Source organism: Actinopolymorpha rutila (genome assembly GCF_013407855.1).
In the GTDB taxonomy this organism is placed as follows: Bacteria; Actinomycetota; Actinomycetes; order Propionibacteriales; family Actinopolymorphaceae; genus Actinopolymorpha; species Actinopolymorpha rutila.
This window is the reverse complement of sequence record NZ_JACBZH010000001.1, coordinates 3,474,992-3,493,016: the sequence shown is the minus strand read 5'-3', so window position 1 is coordinate 3,493,016 and position 18,025 is coordinate 3,474,992. Positions and strand designations below refer to the sequence as shown.

Genomic DNA, 18,025 nt, shown 5'->3' with positions numbered 1-18,025 from the left:
CCGGTCCGGTCGTCAGCGGACCGAGTAGCTGAGGCGGTAGTGGGCACCCCGGCGCTTGAACGAGAGGATGCCCCTGTCCTTGCGCGGCGTCAGCTTGCGCTGACCGAGGTAGTCGTCACTGTCGGGGAAGTCCTTCTCGTACAGCCTGATTCGGGCGTTGCCGGTGAACTGGATGGTCTTCCTGATCCGCTTGCGCTGGCCCTGTTCGATGTCGATCGTCGGGCCGAGCTTCTGGCCCTCGACGTGGATCGCGATCTCGTCCTCGCCCAAGGTGTCCTGCTGCTTCTTGGAGTGCAGCGTTCCCAGCCGCAGCGTGCCACCGGGAATTCCGGTCAGCGTGCTGAGCTTTGCCGTGTGCGTGCCCGGGATGACGTTCCTGGCCCTGGCGCCGCTGGAGCCGTCGAACTCGTACGACCCGGACTCGAAGTTCAGGTACACCCTGCCGCCAGGGGTGACTGCGATGCCCTGGGCCATCGTCGGAGCCCGGAAGCAACGTGGCGAAGCCTTGTCGAGGTTGGTCTGCGACGCGTTCGTCACGTAGAGGTTGCTGCGCTTCTTGCGTCCGCTGGAGGTGCTGAACAGGAACCGGTTGCCCACCTTGGCGACGCCCTGGGTGGAGGCCGGGGTCTCCCATCGCAGACCTCGCCTGGTGCCGGGCTTGGGATCGAGCGTCAACCTCCCGTTGCTCGCGATGGTGTAGCGGTACATCCAGTCGCGTTTGCCGTGGAAGTTGAACCTGCCCGCGTAGAGGTGGCTGCCGTCGACGGTGAGGAACGAGGCACCGTGGACCGTCTTCTGTGCGTCACGATCCAGGCTTCCGCCGCCCGCCCTCAGCTCGGCGCGCAGAGCGTCGAGCCGGTAGGAGTTGATCGTGTGACGCTTGCCGTTCTTCGGCCCGTCGACGAAGAGCCACTTGCCGTTGAGACCGATGGCGCCGGCGTGGGTCGGCCCGAGCGCCACGATGCCGACGACCTTGCCCGGCGTCCGGGGGTCGAGCCCGATCACGTGCCCGTTGGTGTCGCCCGCGTTGTGGGCGGAGACCAGCAGCAGGTCGTCGCCTTTTCCGTTCCAGTCGTCCCACCAGGCAACGCCCTGCGGGGTGTGGTGGCGCAGCTCCGAGTGGGGGACCGTCGGGCCAGGGGAGAACCTGCGGTCGTAAAGGTAGGAGGCGGACGGGCCGTCGTACAGGCGGGCGGTCCTCCCGCTGGAGTCCTTCTCACAGCGGATGGCCGTCGAAGCCACGGGCGCCTTGAGCTGGGCCGCCGATCGCGGCCCTTTGGTCATGGGACGCTGCGGCCCGGCAGCGTTCGCGGTGCCCGGTGCGCTGATCACCGCGGAAACCGCCAGCAGGGCGGCCGAGCCGACGGCCGCGGTGGCTTTGCTCAGGTGCTTGCTCACGCTCGATCGCTCCCCGTCGGACCTGTATTCGGTCCGCATGAAGCTAACACGATTGCCCGATTTGCCGCATTGGTCCCCGCCGCGGGTGTGGCACGCGGCTCGGCGCGGGCCGGCGCCGAGCCGGCCTATCCCAGCTGGCCGCGGCGGCGCGTCAGGTAGGCGATCTCGGCGGTATTGCCCGCCAGCTCGATGGCCCGGTCGTACGCCGCGCGTGAGTCCCGGCCACGGCCGAGCCGGCGCAACAGGTCCGCGCGGGTCGCGTGGTAGGCGTGGTAGCCGGCCAACCCGTCCTCGAGCCGGTCGACGACCGCGAGCGCCACCTCCGGACCGTCGAGCTCGGCGACCGCGATCGCCCGGTTGAGAGCGACGATCGGGGAGTGGTCGATACGGACCAACTGGTCGTAAAGAGCGACGACCTGCGACCAGTCGGTGTCGCGCGCGTCCCTGGCGTAGGTGTGCACGGCGTTGATCGCCGCGAGAATCTGGTAGCGCCCCGGAGCCACCCCGGAGGCCAGCCGCTCGCGTACCAGCCGGTGTCCCTCCGCGATGAGCGCGGCGTTCCAGGCGCCACGGTCCTGCTCGTCGAGGGAGACCAGCTCGCCGCTCGCCGAGACCCGGGCGGTGCGGCGCGCCTCGGTGAGGAGCATCAGCGCCAGCAGCCCGGCCACCTCGCCGTCGCCGGGCAGGAGCCCCCGGATCAGGCGAGTGAGCCGGATCGCCTCCGCGGTCAGTTCGTGGCGTACGGGATCGGTGCCCGGGCCGGTCGCCAGGTAACCCTCGTTGAACACCAGGAAGAGAACGGCGAGTACGCCGGAAACGCGGGCCGGAAGGTCCTCCGCGGCCGGCACCCGATAGGGGATACGTGCCGCCTTGATCTTCGCCTTCGCCCGGGTGATCCGCTGCCCCATGGCGGCCTCCTGCACCAGGAAGGCCCGGGCGATCTCGAGCACCGTCAGCCCGCCGACCATCCGCAGCGTCAGCGCCACCCGGGTCTCCATCGCCAGCGCCGGGTGACAGCAGGTGAAGACCAGCCGGAGGCGCTCGTCGTCGATGGCGCCGAGGGGCTCGGGCGCGTCGTCGTCGGACAACATCCGGGCCTCCCTCTGCTTGTCGTCGCGCTTGTTCTCACGCCGGATCCGGTCGATGGCCTTGCGGTTGGCGGTGGTGGTCAGCCAGGCGCCTGGGTTGGGGGGCACGCCGTCGCCCGGCCACCGCTCGACGGCGGTTGCGAACGCCTCGGCAGCCGCCTCCTCGGCGATGTCGAGGTCGCCGAAACGCCTGGTCAGGGAGGCGACCACCCGCGCCCACTCCTCGCGGTGGGCTCGGGTGATCTCCTTGTGCACGTCAACCGCACTCACAGGACTCACGGGACTCACAGGACTCACGGGACTCACAGGAACGGACGCACCTCGACCTTCCGGTTGCACGCCTTCGAGCCCTCTGCGGCGAGCTTGAGCGCCACGTCGAGGTCCGCGGCCTCCATGATCCAGAAGCCGGCGAGGTGCTCCTTGGACTCCAGGAAGGGACCGTCGGTGAGCAACGTCTCCTCGCCCCGGCTGTCGATGACGGTCGCGGCGCTGGGGGACGCGAGGCCGCCGGCGAAGACCCAGTGGCCCTCGGCGCGGAGCCCGTCGTTGAACTCGTCGATGGCGGCCATCTCGTCGGAGGTGGCGAGGCCGGCGGTGTCGTCGATCACGGATACGAGGTACTGCATGTCGGATCATCTCCTGCGGTTCTGGGCGCCCGTCGCGAGCGGCCGTTCACCCTTGCTACGAACGCCTCGGACCCGATCCGACACCGCGTCCCGGACTGCTTTCAAGAACCCTCTGGTACGGACTTCTGGTAGGCCGATCGTGAGCGGTCCGACAGCGACGGTATCGGGCCGCGGGTTCGCGGTCCTCCGGTTTCCCGGGACGTGAGAACGCCGGTCGACGCGCGCCCTGCGGCGCACGGGGCGGAACGAACGTCTGGCCCGCTCCAACCGGTAGTCCTGCTCCGCCTTGATCAGGTCCGGGGTGAACGGTGTGTTGAAAATGGTTCCCTCGCATCAGTGGTTCTGGCGCCGCTCGTAGGCGGCCACGCACCATTGCGACGAACACCTCGGGCCGGATTCGACACGGATTCCCGGACTTTCAGGGGCGGGTTGGTCAAAGGAGTTGGTCACGGGGGAGAGGTGGGCCGGCCTCGGCTCCATGGCGTACTTCTGCGTTACGCGACGTGGATGGTCGGTCGTCCTGGGAACCCGGGGATGACGGCTCGGCCTTCAGCGAGACGAACGCGGTGATGTCTCGTGCGGCGATGTCGTGCGGGCCGCGAACGCCATGAGTTTCGCCAGGTGCCGCGTGTGGGTCGGTCGATGCATGCGGCTCACTGGTGTTCCGCTCGCGGCGTTCGGGTCCGGAGAGCTGAGCAGCAGAGGAGAGGGTTCAGGAGCACTCAACTCTTGTCAGTTGACATAATGTTCATTATCGGCGTAACGCCAGGGAGGCTGGGGACGGCCGAGAGGGGCTTCCCTACGACGTTCGTGCGGACCGTTCGATGCAGTCGATCCCGCCCGGCCGACCTTGCTCAGGCTTCGACGGCGACGAGCCGTGCCGTGCGTTGCGCTCCATTCCGTACGCACCTGAGATGCGACACGCGTCAAGTACGTGGAAGGCAGACTGCGGACAGCTCAGGATTCTGACGTCTTGGCGTTCACAGCGGCCCTGGCGTGCTCCGCAGTCATCGACCACCCGCCCACGCACCCATCCCAAGGCTGGCGATCAGGCATCGCCGCAGGTCAGCGCGGGTGCTGACCGCTGGCGAGACGATGACGCCGCGTAGTGAAAACGCCCTGTATGGCCTGCGGGTCTTGCTGTCACGGAGCGTCGAAGGCCGAGAGCAAGCCGTCGCTGAATCAGGATTCACGTCGTGTAATAGCACTTACACGACATGGTACGTTTTGGGCCATGAGTGAGCCGAAATCGGCGTCGACGATGACCGTGCACGATGCCGTGCTGGAGTATCTGGAGGTGCTCGAGCGTCGCGTCATGCGTTCCCAGCTCAGCGCCGCCACTCTCCACGCCTACCACCGCGACCTCGACGACTTCACCACTCTCCTGGGCCCCGACACGATGCTCGACTCGATCGAGGCCGACCAGCTGGAAGTCGCGCTGACGGCCATCGCCAAAGCACCCGATCGCCGTTTCACGAAGGGCCTGAAGATCGCCGAGGACGGCTCCACTCCCCCAGGTCGCGGTCAGCACCTGCTGGCCCGCTGGTTCGCCGCCGTACGTGGGCTGTTTCGCTGGGCCACCGACAAGGGTTACGTCCAGGTCGATCCCACCACCCGGGTGGCTGCCCCGCGCACACCGCGGCGAGCCGCGGGCTCCCGGCTCGGGCTGCGGGTCGACGAGGCGCTGCTGCTGCGAGCCTCGCCGAGCCGGCGGGCGCAGGAATCCCTGCGTGCCGACCAGAGGCTGTCCGTTCGCGACGAGGCGATCCTGCGGCTCCTGGTCGAGTCGGGGCCACGGGTTTCGGAGCTGTGCGGCGCCAACCGCAGCGACATCCGGCTGCACGAGGAGACCCGAACGCCGGTTCTGCACGTACGCGGAAAGGGCGGCAAGACCCGCGACCTGCCGCTGTCGTCGGCGACCCTCAGAACCATCGAGCGGTACCTCGCCGAGGAGCGTCCGCCGCCTCCGCAGCCGACCTCCCTCGACCGGGCGGAGCGCATCAGGGTCGAGGACGCGGCCAGCGCGTTGTTCGTGTCCGTGCGCGGGAAGCGGCTCTCTCCACGTGACCTGCAGCGCATGGTCGAGCGCTACACCAAGGAGTTCCTCGGCCGCCGGGCGACACCGCACTCCCTCCGGCACACGGCGCTGACGGTTCTCGCCCGGGCCGGCGTCGACATCGCAACGGTCGCCCAGATCGCCGGGCATTCCAGCCTGGCCACGACGTCTGTCTACATGGACGAATCGATGAGTGCCGCCGCCGAGGCCATCGACAGCTCGCCCCTCGCCAGCGACTGAGGCTCGCTGCCCGACCGAGATCATCGCTGGGAAACGACAGAGCGGCCGCTTCAGGTGCGGTCGTGGCCCATCACCTGTACGCCGGGCCGCAGCGTCCCCAGGCTCTTCCATCCCGAACGGGTGTACAGATGCACGGCCGGGTCATCCGGCTCGTCACTGGTGCTCAGCAGGCAGGGCCGCCGCACGCCGTCCAGCAACAGATCGTGCAGCGCCCGGCCGAGGCCGTTGCCGCGATACGCGGGCAGGACAGCCAGTTCGACGAACTCGAAGTGGTTCCCGACCCACTTCGAGGCCACGTCGTGTGGGAGTGCCTCGTAGACCAGATCAGACCAGTACTGACCTCGCCGACCGAGGTAACCCCAGGCGAACCCGATCATCTGGTCGTCGTCGGTTGCGGCCGCCAGGCGGAAGCCGTCCCGTCCGGCATGGCGTGCGAAGAGGTCCGAACGCCAGGTGGCGTAGTCCCCGAAGTCGCCGAAGACCTGGTCATAACAGGTCCAGATCTCCGCTGCGAGCGGGAGTGCCTCGCTGCTTGTCAGAAGTCTGAGACGCCAAGGGTTCGGACCAGGCTTCGCGGTAGATGTCGACGACAAGGAGCGCACGACCTTTCAGACGAGCGGATCTGCCCGGCATGCTAGCGGTGCGGGTCCCGAACGTCGGGGTCTGTCTACATGGACGATGAGTGCCGCTGCTGAGGCCATCGACAGCTCACCCCTCGCCAGCGACTGAGGGATAGCGCATGCCGGTCAGCGGTGTGCAGCCCCGTCGACCTCGTTGGCGCGGTCGGCCAGCGCGCGCAGTTCGTCGGCGCATGTGGCCCAGACGTCGCGGGTGAGAAAGTGGCCGACACCTGGCAGGGTGCGCAGCCGGGCACCGGGTACGGCGTCGGCGAGGTCGTGCGCGGCCGACGGGCGCACCAGCGGGTCGCCCTCGCCGTGCAGCACGAGGGTCGGCGCGGCGATCTCGGCGAGCACTCCCCCGTGCCACCTCGCGCCGATCTGACGGCTCTGCGCCTTCTTGTCGCGCAGGCCGGCGACCTGGTGGGCTGCCTCCTTGTCGACGAAATCGCGCACGTCGCGTTCGTCGACGTGCTGGCCGCGCGCGGCCAGCAGGCGGGCGACTGCCACGGCCATGTTCAGGTTGCCCTGAGGGGTGTCCGGGTGGTGGAGCCGGGCGAGACGAGGCAGGCACCCGAGGCGCACGTAACGCAGCACGCTCGGGCCGCCGGCATCGCTGGGGACAGCCGAGGAGGAGGTCAGGCTCAGCACGCGCTTCGGGTGGCGGATCGCGGTGCGCTGTGCGACGAGCCCGCCCATCGAGTGGCCGAAGAGGTGGCCGCGTTCCCAGCCGAGGGCGTCGAGGACGGCGACCGCGTCGTCTGCGAGGTCCTCGGCGCTGTAGGCCGGAGCTCCACGGTGCACCAGGGCTCTGATCGGTGAGCCGTCGCGGCGGTCGGGCAGGTGGGTGGACTCGCCCGCGTCGCGCTGGTCGTAGGCGGCGACGTGGAAGCCGCGCGAGAGCAGTTCGGACACCAGGCCGTCCGGCCACCAGAACCGGGAGGCTCCCAGCCCCATGACCAGCAGCAGCGGGTCGCCGCCCGCTCCGCCCAGGTCCTCGAAGGCGATCCTGATCTGGCCGTTGAGCGTGAAGCGCGTCATCGTCCCTCCAATTCGCGTACGGTGTTCGCGAACACCGTACGCGACAAGTAGGCTCGGGTCGACCTGGAGGTGACGGTGGCAGGACAGCAGGAGCCGGTGATCTGGATGCGGCCGGAGCAGGCACCACTCGGACGCCCCGCCGAGCGCAGTCGCGCCGAGATCACCGCTGCCGCGGTGGAGCTGGCCGATCGCGAGGGCCTGGCGGCCGTCTCCATGCGGCGAGTCGCATCGGTTCTGGGTACCGGCGCCGCCTCGTTGTACCGCTACGTGGCCACCCGCGACGACCTGCTCGACCTGATGACCGACAGCACCGGGAGCGAATACCACCTGCCCGCGCCCAGTGGTGACTGGCAGGCCGACCTGCTGGGCATCGCCCGTCAGGCCCGGCAGATCATGCGCCGCCACCCGTGGCTGCCGACCATGGTCATGCGCCGGCCCAGCCTCGGCCCCCACGGGATCGACCTCATGGAGCACGTCCTCACCGTGCTCGCCGACCACCCGGCCGACGCGACTCGCAAGCTCGAGGCATTTGCTCTTCTCAATGGCCTGACCGCGCTCTTCGTCCAGAACGAGCTGGCTGCCGCGGACACCGGCGCCGTGCACCGATCCGCCTACCTTCGCCACGTCGCCGCCGCGGGAAGTCACCCCCGTCTGTCCGCCTTACTCGCCGCTGCCCCGGCTGACGGCAACGTCCGCGACGAGCTCGACGTGGACACCGTGATCGTCCGCGCCCTGGTAGGCGTACTGGGGTGACTCCCGCGGTGGCCTGGCCACACGCACCTCGGCGTTGCGCTGTCTCAGGCTGACGCCCGCTCCCAGGCGAAGCCGTCGGGGTCGGTGAACGGTCCGTCGTCGGTGCCGATGACGATGCGGTGTGATCCGGAGCCGTCCGGGTCGACGCCGACGTCCTTGGCCGCGGCCTTGCGCCCGTAAAGCGCCAGCTTGACCGACGAGGACGAGCCGTCGAACTCGACGTACTTCCTGCCGAAGCTCTTGCTCACTGTCAAACCATGGTTGACATAGAACTGCTTGCTCTCCTTGACGTCTCCCACGCCGAGCAGCAACACGATGTCGTCGACGTTGCGGGTGGCCGGGCCGGTGTTCTTCTTCGCCGAGGTCGCGACCTTCCAGATGGTGCCGTCGGGCGCCTGGACGACTCCCCCGTAACCCCAGAAGCTCTTCGTGGCCGGCTTCAGCGTCGTGGCGCCGGCTTCCACCGCGGTGCCGATCAGGCTGTCGACGGTGCCGGGTTGTGACACCACCAGCGACAGCGCACACCCGCGGAAACCGGCCGTCGGCGCGTCGCCGGCCTGCGTACGGATCGTGTCGCCCAGCCCGAAAGCCCTGTCGTAGAAGGCGTTCGCGGCGGCGGGGTCGGCTGCCTCGATGGTGATCGACCTGATGGCGGCCATGTCAGCGGACCTCCTGGATGCGGACCATGTTGCCCGCGGGGTCCCGGAAGGCACAGTCGCGGACGCCGTACGGCTGGTCGGTCGGCTCCTGCACGACCTCCACGTCGCCCGCCTGAACCTTCTCGAACGTACCGTCAAGATCCTTGGTGGCAAGGAGAATCCAGCCATAGGTGCCCTTGGCCATCATCTCGGCGACGGTGCGGCGCTCGTCGTCGGTGATGCCCGGGTGGGCGAACGGCGGTGCCAGCAGGATCGAGGTGTCGGGCTGGCCGGGCGGTCCGACGGTGATCCAGCGCATGGTGCCTTTTCCGACGTCCTGGCGGACCTCGAAGCCGAGCCTGTCGCGGTAGAAGGCCAGGGAGGCCTCCGGGTCCTCGTGCGGGAGGACGCTGGTGTGAATGGTGATGTCCATGTCGGTCACGCTAACCGCGCCTCCATCGGCCGTGCTTCTTGATTCCTGATCGGTCTGGTCACCTGTTTGGCCACACACGCCGGCAGTTGCGCGCTCCCCTGTGCCGCCTCGCGTTTGTAGACGCTCGGCGGCATACCGACCAGTTCGGTGAATCGGGTACTGAAGGTGCCCAGCGACGCGCAGCCGACCTCGAAACACACCTCGGTGACGCTGAGGTCGCCCCGGCGAAGGAGCGCCATCGCGCGCTCGATCCGGCGGGTCATCAGATAGCCGTACGGCGACTCGCCGTAGGCCAGCCGGAACTGGCGGCTCAGGTGCCCGGCGGACATGTGCACGCCACGGGCGAGCGCCTCGACGTCCAGCGGCTGGGCGTACTCCCGGTCGATCCGGTCACGGACGCGGCGCAGCAGAGCGAGGTCACGCAGGCGTTGCGGGGACGGGGTGTTGCTCACCTTCGAGATCCTGCCATGCCGGGCCGGAGCCGCCCAGCACGTCGGCGCCCCCGGCCGGTCGGCGCCTGTTTGACCGCTTTGTCCCTACCTCAGGGGCGCCTCAGGGGGCGAACAGCCGCGACGGCCGCTTGGGGAACAACGCGTTCACCAGCGGCCCGGCCGCGCCGTCGGTGCCGACGTCGGGGTGGGCGGTTCGGAGTTCGTCCAGCGACGCGTGCCCGAACAGCGCCCGCAGGAACACCAGCTGCGGAAAACCCGCCCGCGGTGTCCGGTCCTGCCGGGCGGCCGGCCCGTCGTCCCGCACGGCGGTCAGCCTGCCCTCGGTGAACGTGAGGCGGACGGCGGTGCGGTAGAAGTCGAGCAGCAGGTCGCCCTCGTAGCCGGCCACGGCCGAGTCCGCGAGCCGTCGTTCCAGCACGGGGGCGATCCGGCGCAGCACCGAGGGCAGGTCCGGCACCCGTACGTACCACGCGTACGGCGGGTCCTGGCGGGGCCCGTGCTCGGCCGGGATCATCGGGTAGAACGGGTGGTCCCGGCCGAGTTCGAGGACGAGTTTGGTGGCCGGTGTGTCGTCCGGTGCGGGGTTCTCCGCGGAGAGGTCCACCAGTGCCCGCACGAGTGCGGGCCGAACTCGGGCGAGGTTGGTACCGGGCGTGAATTCCAGCAGAGAGACCCGGAAATGCGTGCCACTTCCCTGCGCCACCACCAGCCCGCAGAACTCCCCCGCGCCGGATTCGACGATTCGTACGCGGACATAGCCGCGTTTGGCGTCGGGTTCGTTCTCCGCGTCGATGTGGTACGCCCAGAACCGCTCGCCGAGCCGGGAGACCACCAGACTCCCCCGCTGGCTCTGCTCGTAACACGCGATCAGGGCCGGAACGTCTTCCCTGGTTGCCTTTCGCAGCCGGTACGGCTCGGGCTCGTCGGCCTTCGTCTCCGGTAGCAGCGAGAGCGGAAACGAGAGAGTGCCGCCGAGGTCGACGGCGTACTCGTAACCGAACTGCCGGTAGAAGTTCGGAATTCCGGTGATCGACTGGACGAGTTTTCCGTCCTGGTCGCACCGGTCGTGCAGCGCATCGAAAATCGTCCGTACGAGTCCTCGGCGGCGGAATTCAGGGTCCGTGGCGACGATTTCCGGCCGGCCGACCGGAAGCGAAACGCCGTCGTAGGTCCACTCCTCCTGCTGGTAGCACGCACAGGCGACGAGCCGTTTCCGCTCCGCCCCGGTGTCCTCGACCACGACGTAGTCGTCGGGTCCGAGCAGCGGGTGGTCGCCGCGCATGTGGCGGCGGACCATGTCCATGATGAACGCGTTGGGCGGGCTGTCGTCGTTGTCGCGGAACACTCGGCCGGCGAGGTCGGCGATGGCGTCGGTGTCCTCGGGCGTCGACCAGCGCAGCACCAGGCCGTCGCCCAGGTCGCGGCGAAGGTCGCCGGCGGGGCCGTTGGTTCGTACGGTCGAAGTCATCGCAGCCGACACTAGGGCCACGCGGCGGTGCAGGCCACCGCTTATCGACGCGGCAGCAGGCCGGGCGGACGGGCGGGACGCGCCTGCGTCCGCACTGTCAGACTCCGACGTCGCGGGGTGGGTCCTCCCAGCGCCCGGCGAGGATCTCCGGGAACAGTTCGGGCAGCCGGCGGGGCGCGAACACGGCCGCGTCGGCGGGACCGGCCTCCAGGTCGCGCCGGCTCCACCATCGATAGACCTGGTGGCCGTCGCGCGCCGACCACGGGTCACCGATGGCGTGGATCGCCGGAGTGTTGGGCGCGCGGTAGACGAAGAACTGCTCGCGCTGGTCCAGGAGGTCCTCGCGGCTTTCGGGGTTTCCGGCGTTCCCTGCGTTCCCGGTGCCTCCGCCGTTGGCTGCTGCGCTCGCGTCCTCCACGCCGCCCACGGGTACGACGTGCCGGCGGGTCCACACCGGGCCCCGCATGTGTTCGGGATCGACCTCCAGGCCGGTCTCCTCCCGCAGCTCGCGGGCAGCTGCCCGCAGCGGCGACTCCCCCGCCTGGACGCCGCCACCGGGACAGAACCAGAATCCGGCCGCGGGTTCGCGGCCGGGGTTGGCGTGGAAGAGGAGGAGCCGGTCCAGCGGGTCGACGACCAGCAGGCGCACGGCGGAACGTATGCGGGATCCGGGCACGAGCCGAACGATATAGCCATGATCAATTTCCCCCGAAACCCGACGCGCCCGGCCCGGCTCGACACCGGCGCGGCGACCACGGAGGATGGCGGAAGGCCGTGAACCGCCTGTGCACAAAGGGATGCGCTGGGCTACGGGCTGGACGGGAATCACTTGCTGGGAGTCAGGTTGCGACGGGGCGGGAAGGAGCCGGTGCGGTGAACCACGAGGTGTTCGTGCTCGACGCCGTGCGTACGCCGATCGGCCGGTACGCAGGAGGATTGGCCGCGGTACGCCCGGACGACCTCGCCGCCCACGTGGTCGGCGAACTCGTCCGCCGCAATCCGGGACTGGACCCGGCCCGCGTCGACGACGTGGTGTTCGGTGCCGCCAACGGCGCGGGCGAGGACAACCGCAACGTCGCCCGGATGGCCGTGCTGCTGGCGGGCCTGCCGACGTCGGTGCCCGGCGTCACCGTCAACCGGCTGTGCGGGTCGGGGATGGAGGCGGTGCTGGCGGCCGGCCGCACCATCGCCACCGGCGACGCGTCCCTGTGCGTTGCCGGCGGGGTGGAGTCGATGAGCCGCGCGCCGTGGGTGATGCCCAAACCCGAGCGGGGCTTCCCGCGTGAGTCACAGACGCTGCACTCGACGACGCTGGGCTGGCGCATGGTCAACCCGGCGATGCCGCCGGAGTGGACGGTGTCGCTGGGCGAGGCCACCGAGGCGCTGGCGGGTGAGTACGGCATCACGCGGGCGGCGCAGGACGCGTTCGCCGTACGCAGTCACCGGCGGGCAGCCGCCGCGTGGGCGGCCGGGGAGTTCGCCGAGGAGGTGGCGGCCGTACCCGGCTGCGACCTGGACCGCGACGAGAGCGTCCGGCCGGACACCACCGCCGAGGTCCTCGCCGCGCTGCGGCCGGCGTTCCGCCAGGACGGGTCGGTGACGGCGGGCAACTCCTCTCCGCTGAACGACGCTGCGGCGGCGCTGCTGCTCGGCGACCAGGACGCGGCCCGCTCGATCGGGGCGGACCCGCTCGCCCGGGTGGTGTCCCGGGGCGTCGCGGCGGTCGACCCGCGGCTGTTCGGCGTCGGCCCGGTGCGGGCGGCCGAGCAGGCGCTGGCCCGGGCCGGGCTCGGCTGGGGCGACCTGGACGTGGTGGAGCTGAACGAGGCTTTCGCCGCCCAGGCGCTGGCCTGTCTGACGCACTGGCGCGACCTCGACCCGGAGATCGTCAACCCGCGCGGCGGTGCCATCGCGCTCGGGCACCCGCTCGGGGCCTCAGGCGCGCGGATCGTCGCCTCGCTGGCCTGGCAGCTGCGCCGTCGTGGCGGCGGGCGCGGCCTGGCCGCCCTGTGCATCGGCGTCGGCCAGGGACTCGCGGTCGTCCTCGAGGCCTGACGTCCGGTCCGGCCTCGCTTCGCTCCTCCTTCCCCTCGCCGCCGGCGAGGCGGCTTGGGGGGTGGTGCCTGAGATGGTGTCCCGCGTTGAGGCGGCGGCTTGCCCTCAACCCTGGTTGGGGTCCTAGCGTCGCCCTCGTCGACGTTCGTACGACGTCGATCTCCGTACGACGTCGTCGTCCACCACGACGTGCGCAGGCCACCGAGGCGAAGGGACCGAGCGGGCATGGACATGGAGACCACCGCGTGGGTGTCGCTCTACCACGCGATGAACGCCGAGGACGAACGCCGGCCGTTCTCCCGTGCGACGCTGCGGCGGATCGGCCGGTTCGCCGCCCCGCACCGTGCCCAGCTGACGAAGTTCCTGCTGCTCAGCGTCGTGACCGCTGTCCTGACGGTGGCGACCCCGGTACTGGCCGGGCGGGTCCTGGACGCAATCGTGGAACGCTCCCCGTTGCGGATCGTTCTCATCCTGGCCGCCGTGATCGCGGTCATCGCCGTGGCCGAGGCGGGGCTCGGGATCCTCACCCGGCTGCTGTCCGCCCGCATCGGCGAGGGGCTGATCCTCGACCTGCGCACGGCCGTGTTCGACCACGTTCAGCGCATGCCGGTCGCGTTCTTCACCCGCACCCGGACCGGCGCGCTGGTGAGCCGGCTCAACAACGACGTGCTCGGCGCCCAGCGGGCCTTCAGCGACACGCTGTCCGGGGTGGTGAGCAACCTCGTCACCCTGGTCCTCACCCTCGCGGTGATGATCGGCCTGTCCTGGCAGCTGACCGTGCTGGCGCTGGTGCTGCTGCCGATCTTCGTGGTGCCCGCACGGCGGATGGGCAACCGGCTGGCCCGGCTGGAGCGTGAGGCGGCCAACCACAACTCCGCGATGAGCACCCAGATGACCGAGCGCTTCTCCGCGCCGGGCGCCACCCTGGTCAAGCTGTTCGGGCGGCCCGCGAACGAGTCCGCGGAGTTCGCGGTGCGCGCCCGGCGGGTGCGCGACATCGGCGTGCGCAGCGCGATGGTGCAGTGGGTGTTCATCGCCGCGCTCACGCTGGTCTCCGCACTGGCGCTGGCCCTGGTCTACGGGCTCGGCGGCTACTACGCCCTCGCCGGCTCGCTCGACCCCGGCGACGTGGTGGCGCTGGCCCTGCTGCTCACCCGGCTGTACGCGCCGCTGACCGCGCTGGCCAGCGCCCGGGTGGAGGTGATGAGCGCGCTGGTCAGCTTCGAGCGGGTCTTCGAGGTGCTCGACCTGGCGCCGCTGATCGACCAGAAGCCGGACGCCGTTCGCGTGCCGGACGGGCCGGTGTCGGTGGAGTTCGAGCACGTCCGGTTCGGCTACCCGGCCGCCGACAAGGTGTCGCTGGCGTCGCTTGAGGAGGTGGCGAAGCTGGACACGCGCGGCGGTGAGGAGGTGCTGCACGACGTGTCGTTCCGGGTCGAGCCGGGCGCCATGGTGGCGCTGGTGGGCTCCTCCGGTGCGGGGAAGTCGACCATCGCCTCGCTGATCCCCCGGCTGTACGACGTGGACGAGGGTGCGGTGCGGCTGTCCGGTGCCGACGTACGCGACCTGACGTTCGACTCGCTGCGCGACACCATCGGCATGGTCACCCAGGACGGCCACCTCTTCCACGAGTCGCTGCGCGCCAACCTCCTGCTGGCCCGGCCGGAGGCCCGTGACGACGAGCTGTGGGAGGCGCTGCGCCGGGCTCGGCTGGACGCCCTGGTGGCCGGCCTGCCCGAGGGCCTGGACACGGTGGTCGGCGAACGCGGCTACCGGCTGTCCGGAGGTGAACGCCAGCGGCTGACCATCGCCCGGCTGCTGCTCGCCCAGCCGCGGGTGGTGATCCTGGACGAGGCGACCGCGCACCTCGACTCCACCTCCGAGGCCGCCGTGCAGGCCGCGCTCGGTGAGGCGCTGGCCGACCGGACCGCCATCGTCATCGCGCACCGGCTGTCCACGGTCCGGGCCGCCGACCTGATCCTGGTGCTCGAGGCCGGCCGGGTGGTCGAACGCGGCACCCACCACGAACTGCTCGCCCGCGGCGGCCGCTACGCCGAGTTGCACCGTACGCAGTTCGCCACCGAGGAAAGCGCCGACGGGGGCATGGAGGAGATCGGCGCGAACCAGGGCCCGGACCACGACGGCCGTTCGGGTGACCCTGTCGTGGTATCGCCGGGGCCGTCCGCGGCGGCGAACGTCGCGTCCCCGGCCGGGTAATGTCGGCGCCATGCCGACTGCACCCCGCCCCGAGCAGCGTCCCTTCGTCCACCGCCACCACGGTGACGAGCGGGTCGACGAGTACGCCTGGCTTCGCGACCGCGAGGACCCGGCCGTGCTCGCCCATCTGAAGGCCGAGAACGCCCATACCGAGGAATCCCTCGCACATCTGGCCGGCCTGCGTGAGGAGCTGTTCGAGGAGTACCGCTCGCGGATCAAGGAGACCGACGAGGACGTCCCGGCCCGCGACGGCGCGTGGGAGTACTTCACCCGCACCCAGGAGGGCAAGCAGTACCCGCTGTTCGTACGGCAGCCGGTCGGTGACGGGGACAGCGGCCGGGACAGCACCGGGGACGCCGGCGGGGAGGAGGTGCTGCTGGACTGCAACGAGGCGGCCGAGGGCACCGACTACTTCGCGTTGGGCGCGTTCGCGGTCTCGCCGAGCGGCCACCTGCTCGCCTACTCGGTCGACACCGACGGCAGCGAGGAGTTCCGGATGCGGGTGAAGGACCTCCGCACCGGCGAGCACCTGCCCGACACGATCAGCCCGACGGGCTACGGCGCGGCCTGGTCGGCCGACGAGGGCTTCCTCTTCTACACCACCCTCGACCCGGCCCACCGGCCGTGGAAGCTGTGGCGGCACCGGCTCGGCACCGACCAGGGCGAGGACGTGCTGATCTTCACCGAGGAGGACGAGTCGTTCTACCTCGGCATCTCCCGGACCCGTTCGCGTGAGTGGCTGGTGCTGGACCTGCATGCCACCGAGTCCAGCGAGGTGCACGTCCTGCCCACCGACGACCCCGAAGGCCGGTGGCGCCTGGTCGCCGCGCGCCGGCCCGGCGTGGAGTACACCCTCGAGCACCACACCGACCGGTTCCTGTTCGTCACCAACGACCAGGGACCGGACTTCCGGCTCGCGCAGGCACCGGTGGAGGACCCCCGCCCGGAACGCTGGACGGACGTGATCCCGCACCAGGAAGGCGTTCGGATCGTGTCGGTGGACGCGTTCACCGACCATCTGGTGGTGGCGTTGCGCTCCGACGGGCGTACCGAACTCGACGTGATCACCGTCGCGGACTCCGAGCGCCGCCGGATGGTCTTCGAGGAGCCCATCTACACCGTGGACGTCGGCACCAACCGGGAGTTCGACACCACCACGCTGCGGATCGACTACACCTCGCTGACCACGCCGAACTCCGTCGTCGACGTCGACCTGGCCACCGACGCGCGCAGGCTGCGCAAGCGGCAGCCGGTGCTGAACGTCGACCTCGACCGCTACCAGTCGACCCGGGAGTGGGCCACCGCTCCGGACGGGACGAAGGTGCCGATCTCGCTGGTGTGGCGCGACGACCGGCCCGAGGGCGGGCCGGTGCTGCTGTACGGCTACGGGTCGTACGAACACTCGATGGACCCGTGGTTCTCCACTTTGCGGCTGTCACTGCTGGACCGGGGTGTGGCGTTCGCCATCGCGCACGTGCGCGGCGGCGGGGAGCTCGGGCGGTCGTGGTACGAACACGGCAAGCGGCTGGAGAAGGCCAACACCTTCACCGACTTCGTGGCCGCCGCCGACTACCTGGTGGACAACGGCTGGACCACCCGGGACGGACTGGCGATCCGGGGCGGGTCTGCGGGTGGCCTGCTGATCGGTGCCGTGCTCAACATCCGGCCGGACCTGTGCGCCGCGGCGGTGGCGGAGGTGCCGTTCGTCGACGCGCTCACCACCATCCTCGACCCGTCGCTGCCGTTGACGGTGCGGGAGTGGGACGAGTGGGGAAACCCGGTGGCCGACCCGCAGGTGTACGCCGCGATGAAGGCGTACGCGCCCTTCGACAACGTCTCGGCCAGTCACTACCCCGCGATCTACGCCACCGCCGGGCTGAACGACCCGCGGGTGAGCTACTGGGAGCCGGCCAAGTGGGTCGCCCGGCTGCGTGACCGGATGACCGGTGGCGGACCCGTGCTGTTGAAGACCGAACTCGGCGCGGGCCACGGCGGACCCTCGGGCAGGTACGACGCCTGGCGGGACGAGGCGCAGGTGCACGCGTTCGTCCTCGACCAGGTGGGCCTCGCGAAGACGTCCGGGTAGACGTCCGCGTCAGGCCGCGTCGGCGAAGGCACGGCCAGGCCTGGTCGATTCCGCACCGGCGGGGTCCGCGCGGAGGTAACCTCCCGCCAACCGCGAGGAGGTGGCCGCATGGACCCCGACGTACACCGGTCCCTGGTCTGGTGCAAGGACGCCGGCGCTGAGCTCGCCGAGGTGAAGCTGGCACGCGGGCACCTGTCCGCGGTCGGTTCGGCGATCGGTGCGGATCCGGTGCCGTACCGGCTGGAGTACGCCCTCACCACCGGCGACGACTACGCCACGTCGTCGCTGCGGGTGCACGCGTTCGGCGTCGGCTGGCGGCGGGTGCTGGAGTTGCGCCGTGACGGCGCCGGCCGCTGGGAGATCCTCGCCGATGCCGAGGGGCACCTGGACGCACCGCCGCCGGGCGGGCAGGCAGGTCGCTACGGCGACGCGCTGGACTGCGACCTCGGGCTGTCCCCGCTCACCAACACCATGCCGGTACGCCGGCACGGGCTGCTCACCGCAGGTGAGCCGGTCGAGTTGCTGACGGCGTGGGTGTCGGTCCCCGACCTGTCGGTACGCCCGAGCCGGCAGCGCTACACCCACGTACGCGCGAACGGTGACGGTGCGGTGGTCCGCTTCGACAGCGACGACTTCACCGCCGACATCGTCTTCGACCGGGACGGTCTGGTCGTCGACTACCCGGGAATCGCGCGCCGCGTCGGGCCCGCCGGGGCGAGAACGGCCGGGATCGATCTCGCCGACGCGGACGTCGCGAACAACGCTCACCGAGGCGACGGGCCGGACAGTGCAGCGGGCGACGTCCTCTCGGCGACCCAGGGACCCAGGTAGACCCGTCCGCGGGCCGGTGCCGGCTG

16 protein-coding genes are annotated in these 18,025 nt (G+C 70.4%); 6 read left to right on the top strand and 10 right to left on the bottom strand.

Features of this window, described 5'->3' with window-relative positions; translation table 11 throughout:
• Positions 1-12 precede the first annotated feature (12 nt).
• The 3 genes from F4554_RS15570 to F4554_RS15560 all read right to left on the bottom strand — a co-directional run bounded on the left by F4554_RS15570 (position 13) and on the right by F4554_RS15560 (position 3,112).
• On the bottom strand, positions 13-1,398 hold the full coding sequence (locus F4554_RS15570) for a hypothetical protein (protein WP_179788041.1): 1,386 nt from the start codon (positions 1,396-1,398) through the stop codon (positions 13-15).
• A 125-nt stretch (positions 1,399-1,523) separates the two neighbouring features.
• The gene (locus tag F4554_RS15565) at positions 1,524-2,756 is read right to left on the bottom strand and encodes a DUF6596 domain-containing protein (RefSeq protein WP_179788040.1); all 1,233 of its coding nucleotides are present in this window, start codon (positions 2,754-2,756) and stop codon (positions 1,524-1,526) included.
• 32 nt (positions 2,757-2,788) lie between these two features.
• Positions 2,789-3,112: a YciI family protein gene (locus F4554_RS15560; protein ID WP_179788039.1), complete on the bottom strand. Its 324-nt coding sequence runs from the start codon at positions 3,110-3,112 to the stop codon at positions 2,789-2,791.
• A 1,234-nt stretch (positions 3,113-4,346) separates the two neighbouring features.
• Here F4554_RS15560 and F4554_RS15555 point away from each other — a divergent pair.
• Positions 4,347-5,408: a tyrosine-type recombinase/integrase gene (locus F4554_RS15555; RefSeq protein WP_179788038.1), complete on the top strand. Its 1,062-nt coding sequence runs from the start codon at positions 4,347-4,349 to the stop codon at positions 5,406-5,408.
• Between the two features lie 50 nt (positions 5,409-5,458).
• On the opposite strand, the gene F4554_RS15550 is transcribed toward F4554_RS15555, so the two are convergent.
• Both F4554_RS15550 and F4554_RS15545 read right to left on the bottom strand, forming a co-directional pair.
• Positions 5,459-6,001, bottom strand: coding sequence for a GNAT family N-acetyltransferase (locus tag F4554_RS15550; protein ID WP_179788037.1), 543 nt, complete (start codon positions 5,999-6,001; stop codon positions 5,459-5,461).
• A 153-nt stretch (positions 6,002-6,154) separates the two neighbouring features.
• Positions 6,155-7,066 carry an alpha/beta fold hydrolase gene (locus F4554_RS15545; protein WP_179788036.1) on the bottom strand — a complete coding sequence of 304 codons (912 nt, stop codon included), beginning with the start codon at positions 7,064-7,066 and terminating at the stop codon, positions 6,155-6,157.
• Positions 7,067-7,141: 75 nt separating this feature from the next.
• On the opposite strand from F4554_RS15545, the gene F4554_RS15540 reads away from it, so the two are divergent.
• Positions 7,142-7,819, top strand: coding sequence for a TetR/AcrR family transcriptional regulator C-terminal domain-containing protein (locus F4554_RS15540; RefSeq protein ID WP_202889307.1), 678 nt, complete (start codon positions 7,142-7,144; stop codon positions 7,817-7,819).
• A gap of 44 nt (positions 7,820-7,863) precedes the next feature.
• Here the strand turns inward: F4554_RS15540 and F4554_RS15535 are convergent, their stop codons facing one another.
• From F4554_RS15535 to F4554_RS15515, 5 genes are all read right to left on the bottom strand, one after another.
• Positions 7,864-8,478 (bottom strand): VOC family protein, encoded by a 615-nt coding sequence (locus F4554_RS15535; protein WP_179788035.1) that lies wholly within the window; start codon positions 8,476-8,478, stop codon positions 7,864-7,866.
• A 1-nt stretch (position 8,479) separates the two neighbouring features.
• Complete coding sequence (locus F4554_RS15530) at positions 8,480-8,890, bottom strand: VOC family protein (RefSeq protein WP_179788034.1); 411 nt, start codon at positions 8,888-8,890, stop codon at positions 8,480-8,482.
• Between the two features lie 5 nt (positions 8,891-8,895).
• Positions 8,896-9,342: a helix-turn-helix domain-containing protein gene (locus F4554_RS15525; protein ID WP_179788033.1), complete on the bottom strand. Its 447-nt coding sequence runs from the start codon at positions 9,340-9,342 to the stop codon at positions 8,896-8,898.
• A gap of 100 nt (positions 9,343-9,442) precedes the next feature.
• Entirely contained in the window at positions 9,443-10,810 is a 1,368-nt protein-coding gene (locus F4554_RS15520; RefSeq protein WP_179788032.1) for a GNAT family N-acetyltransferase, read from the bottom strand.
• A 97-nt stretch (positions 10,811-10,907) separates the two neighbouring features.
• The gene (locus tag F4554_RS15515; protein ID WP_179788031.1) at positions 10,908-11,486 is read right to left on the bottom strand and encodes an NUDIX domain-containing protein; all 579 of its coding nucleotides are present in this window, start codon (positions 11,484-11,486) and stop codon (positions 10,908-10,910) included.
• Between the two features lie 197 nt (positions 11,487-11,683).
• On the opposite strand from F4554_RS15515, the gene F4554_RS15510 reads away from it, so the two are divergent.
• The 4 genes from F4554_RS15510 to F4554_RS15495 all read left to right on the top strand — a co-directional run bounded on the left by F4554_RS15510 (position 11,684) and on the right by F4554_RS15495 (position 17,999).
• On the top strand, positions 11,684-12,865 hold the full coding sequence (locus F4554_RS15510; protein ID WP_179788030.1) for an acetyl-CoA C-acyltransferase: 1,182 nt from the start codon (positions 11,684-11,686) through the stop codon (positions 12,863-12,865).
• A 225-nt stretch (positions 12,866-13,090) separates the two neighbouring features.
• Positions 13,091-15,082, top strand: a complete 1,992-nt coding sequence (locus tag F4554_RS15505; protein WP_179788029.1) for an ABC transporter ATP-binding protein — start codon at positions 13,091-13,093, stop codon at positions 15,080-15,082.
• A 10-nt stretch (positions 15,083-15,092) separates the two neighbouring features.
• Positions 15,093-17,168 carry a S9 family peptidase gene (locus tag F4554_RS15500; protein ID WP_179788028.1) on the top strand — a complete coding sequence of 692 codons (2,076 nt, stop codon included), beginning with the start codon at positions 15,093-15,095 and terminating at the stop codon, positions 17,166-17,168.
• Between the two features lie 108 nt (positions 17,169-17,276).
• Complete coding sequence (locus tag F4554_RS15495; RefSeq protein WP_179788027.1) at positions 17,277-17,999, top strand: putative glycolipid-binding domain-containing protein; 723 nt, start codon at positions 17,277-17,279, stop codon at positions 17,997-17,999.
• The last annotated feature ends 26 nt before the right edge of the window (positions 18,000-18,025 follow it).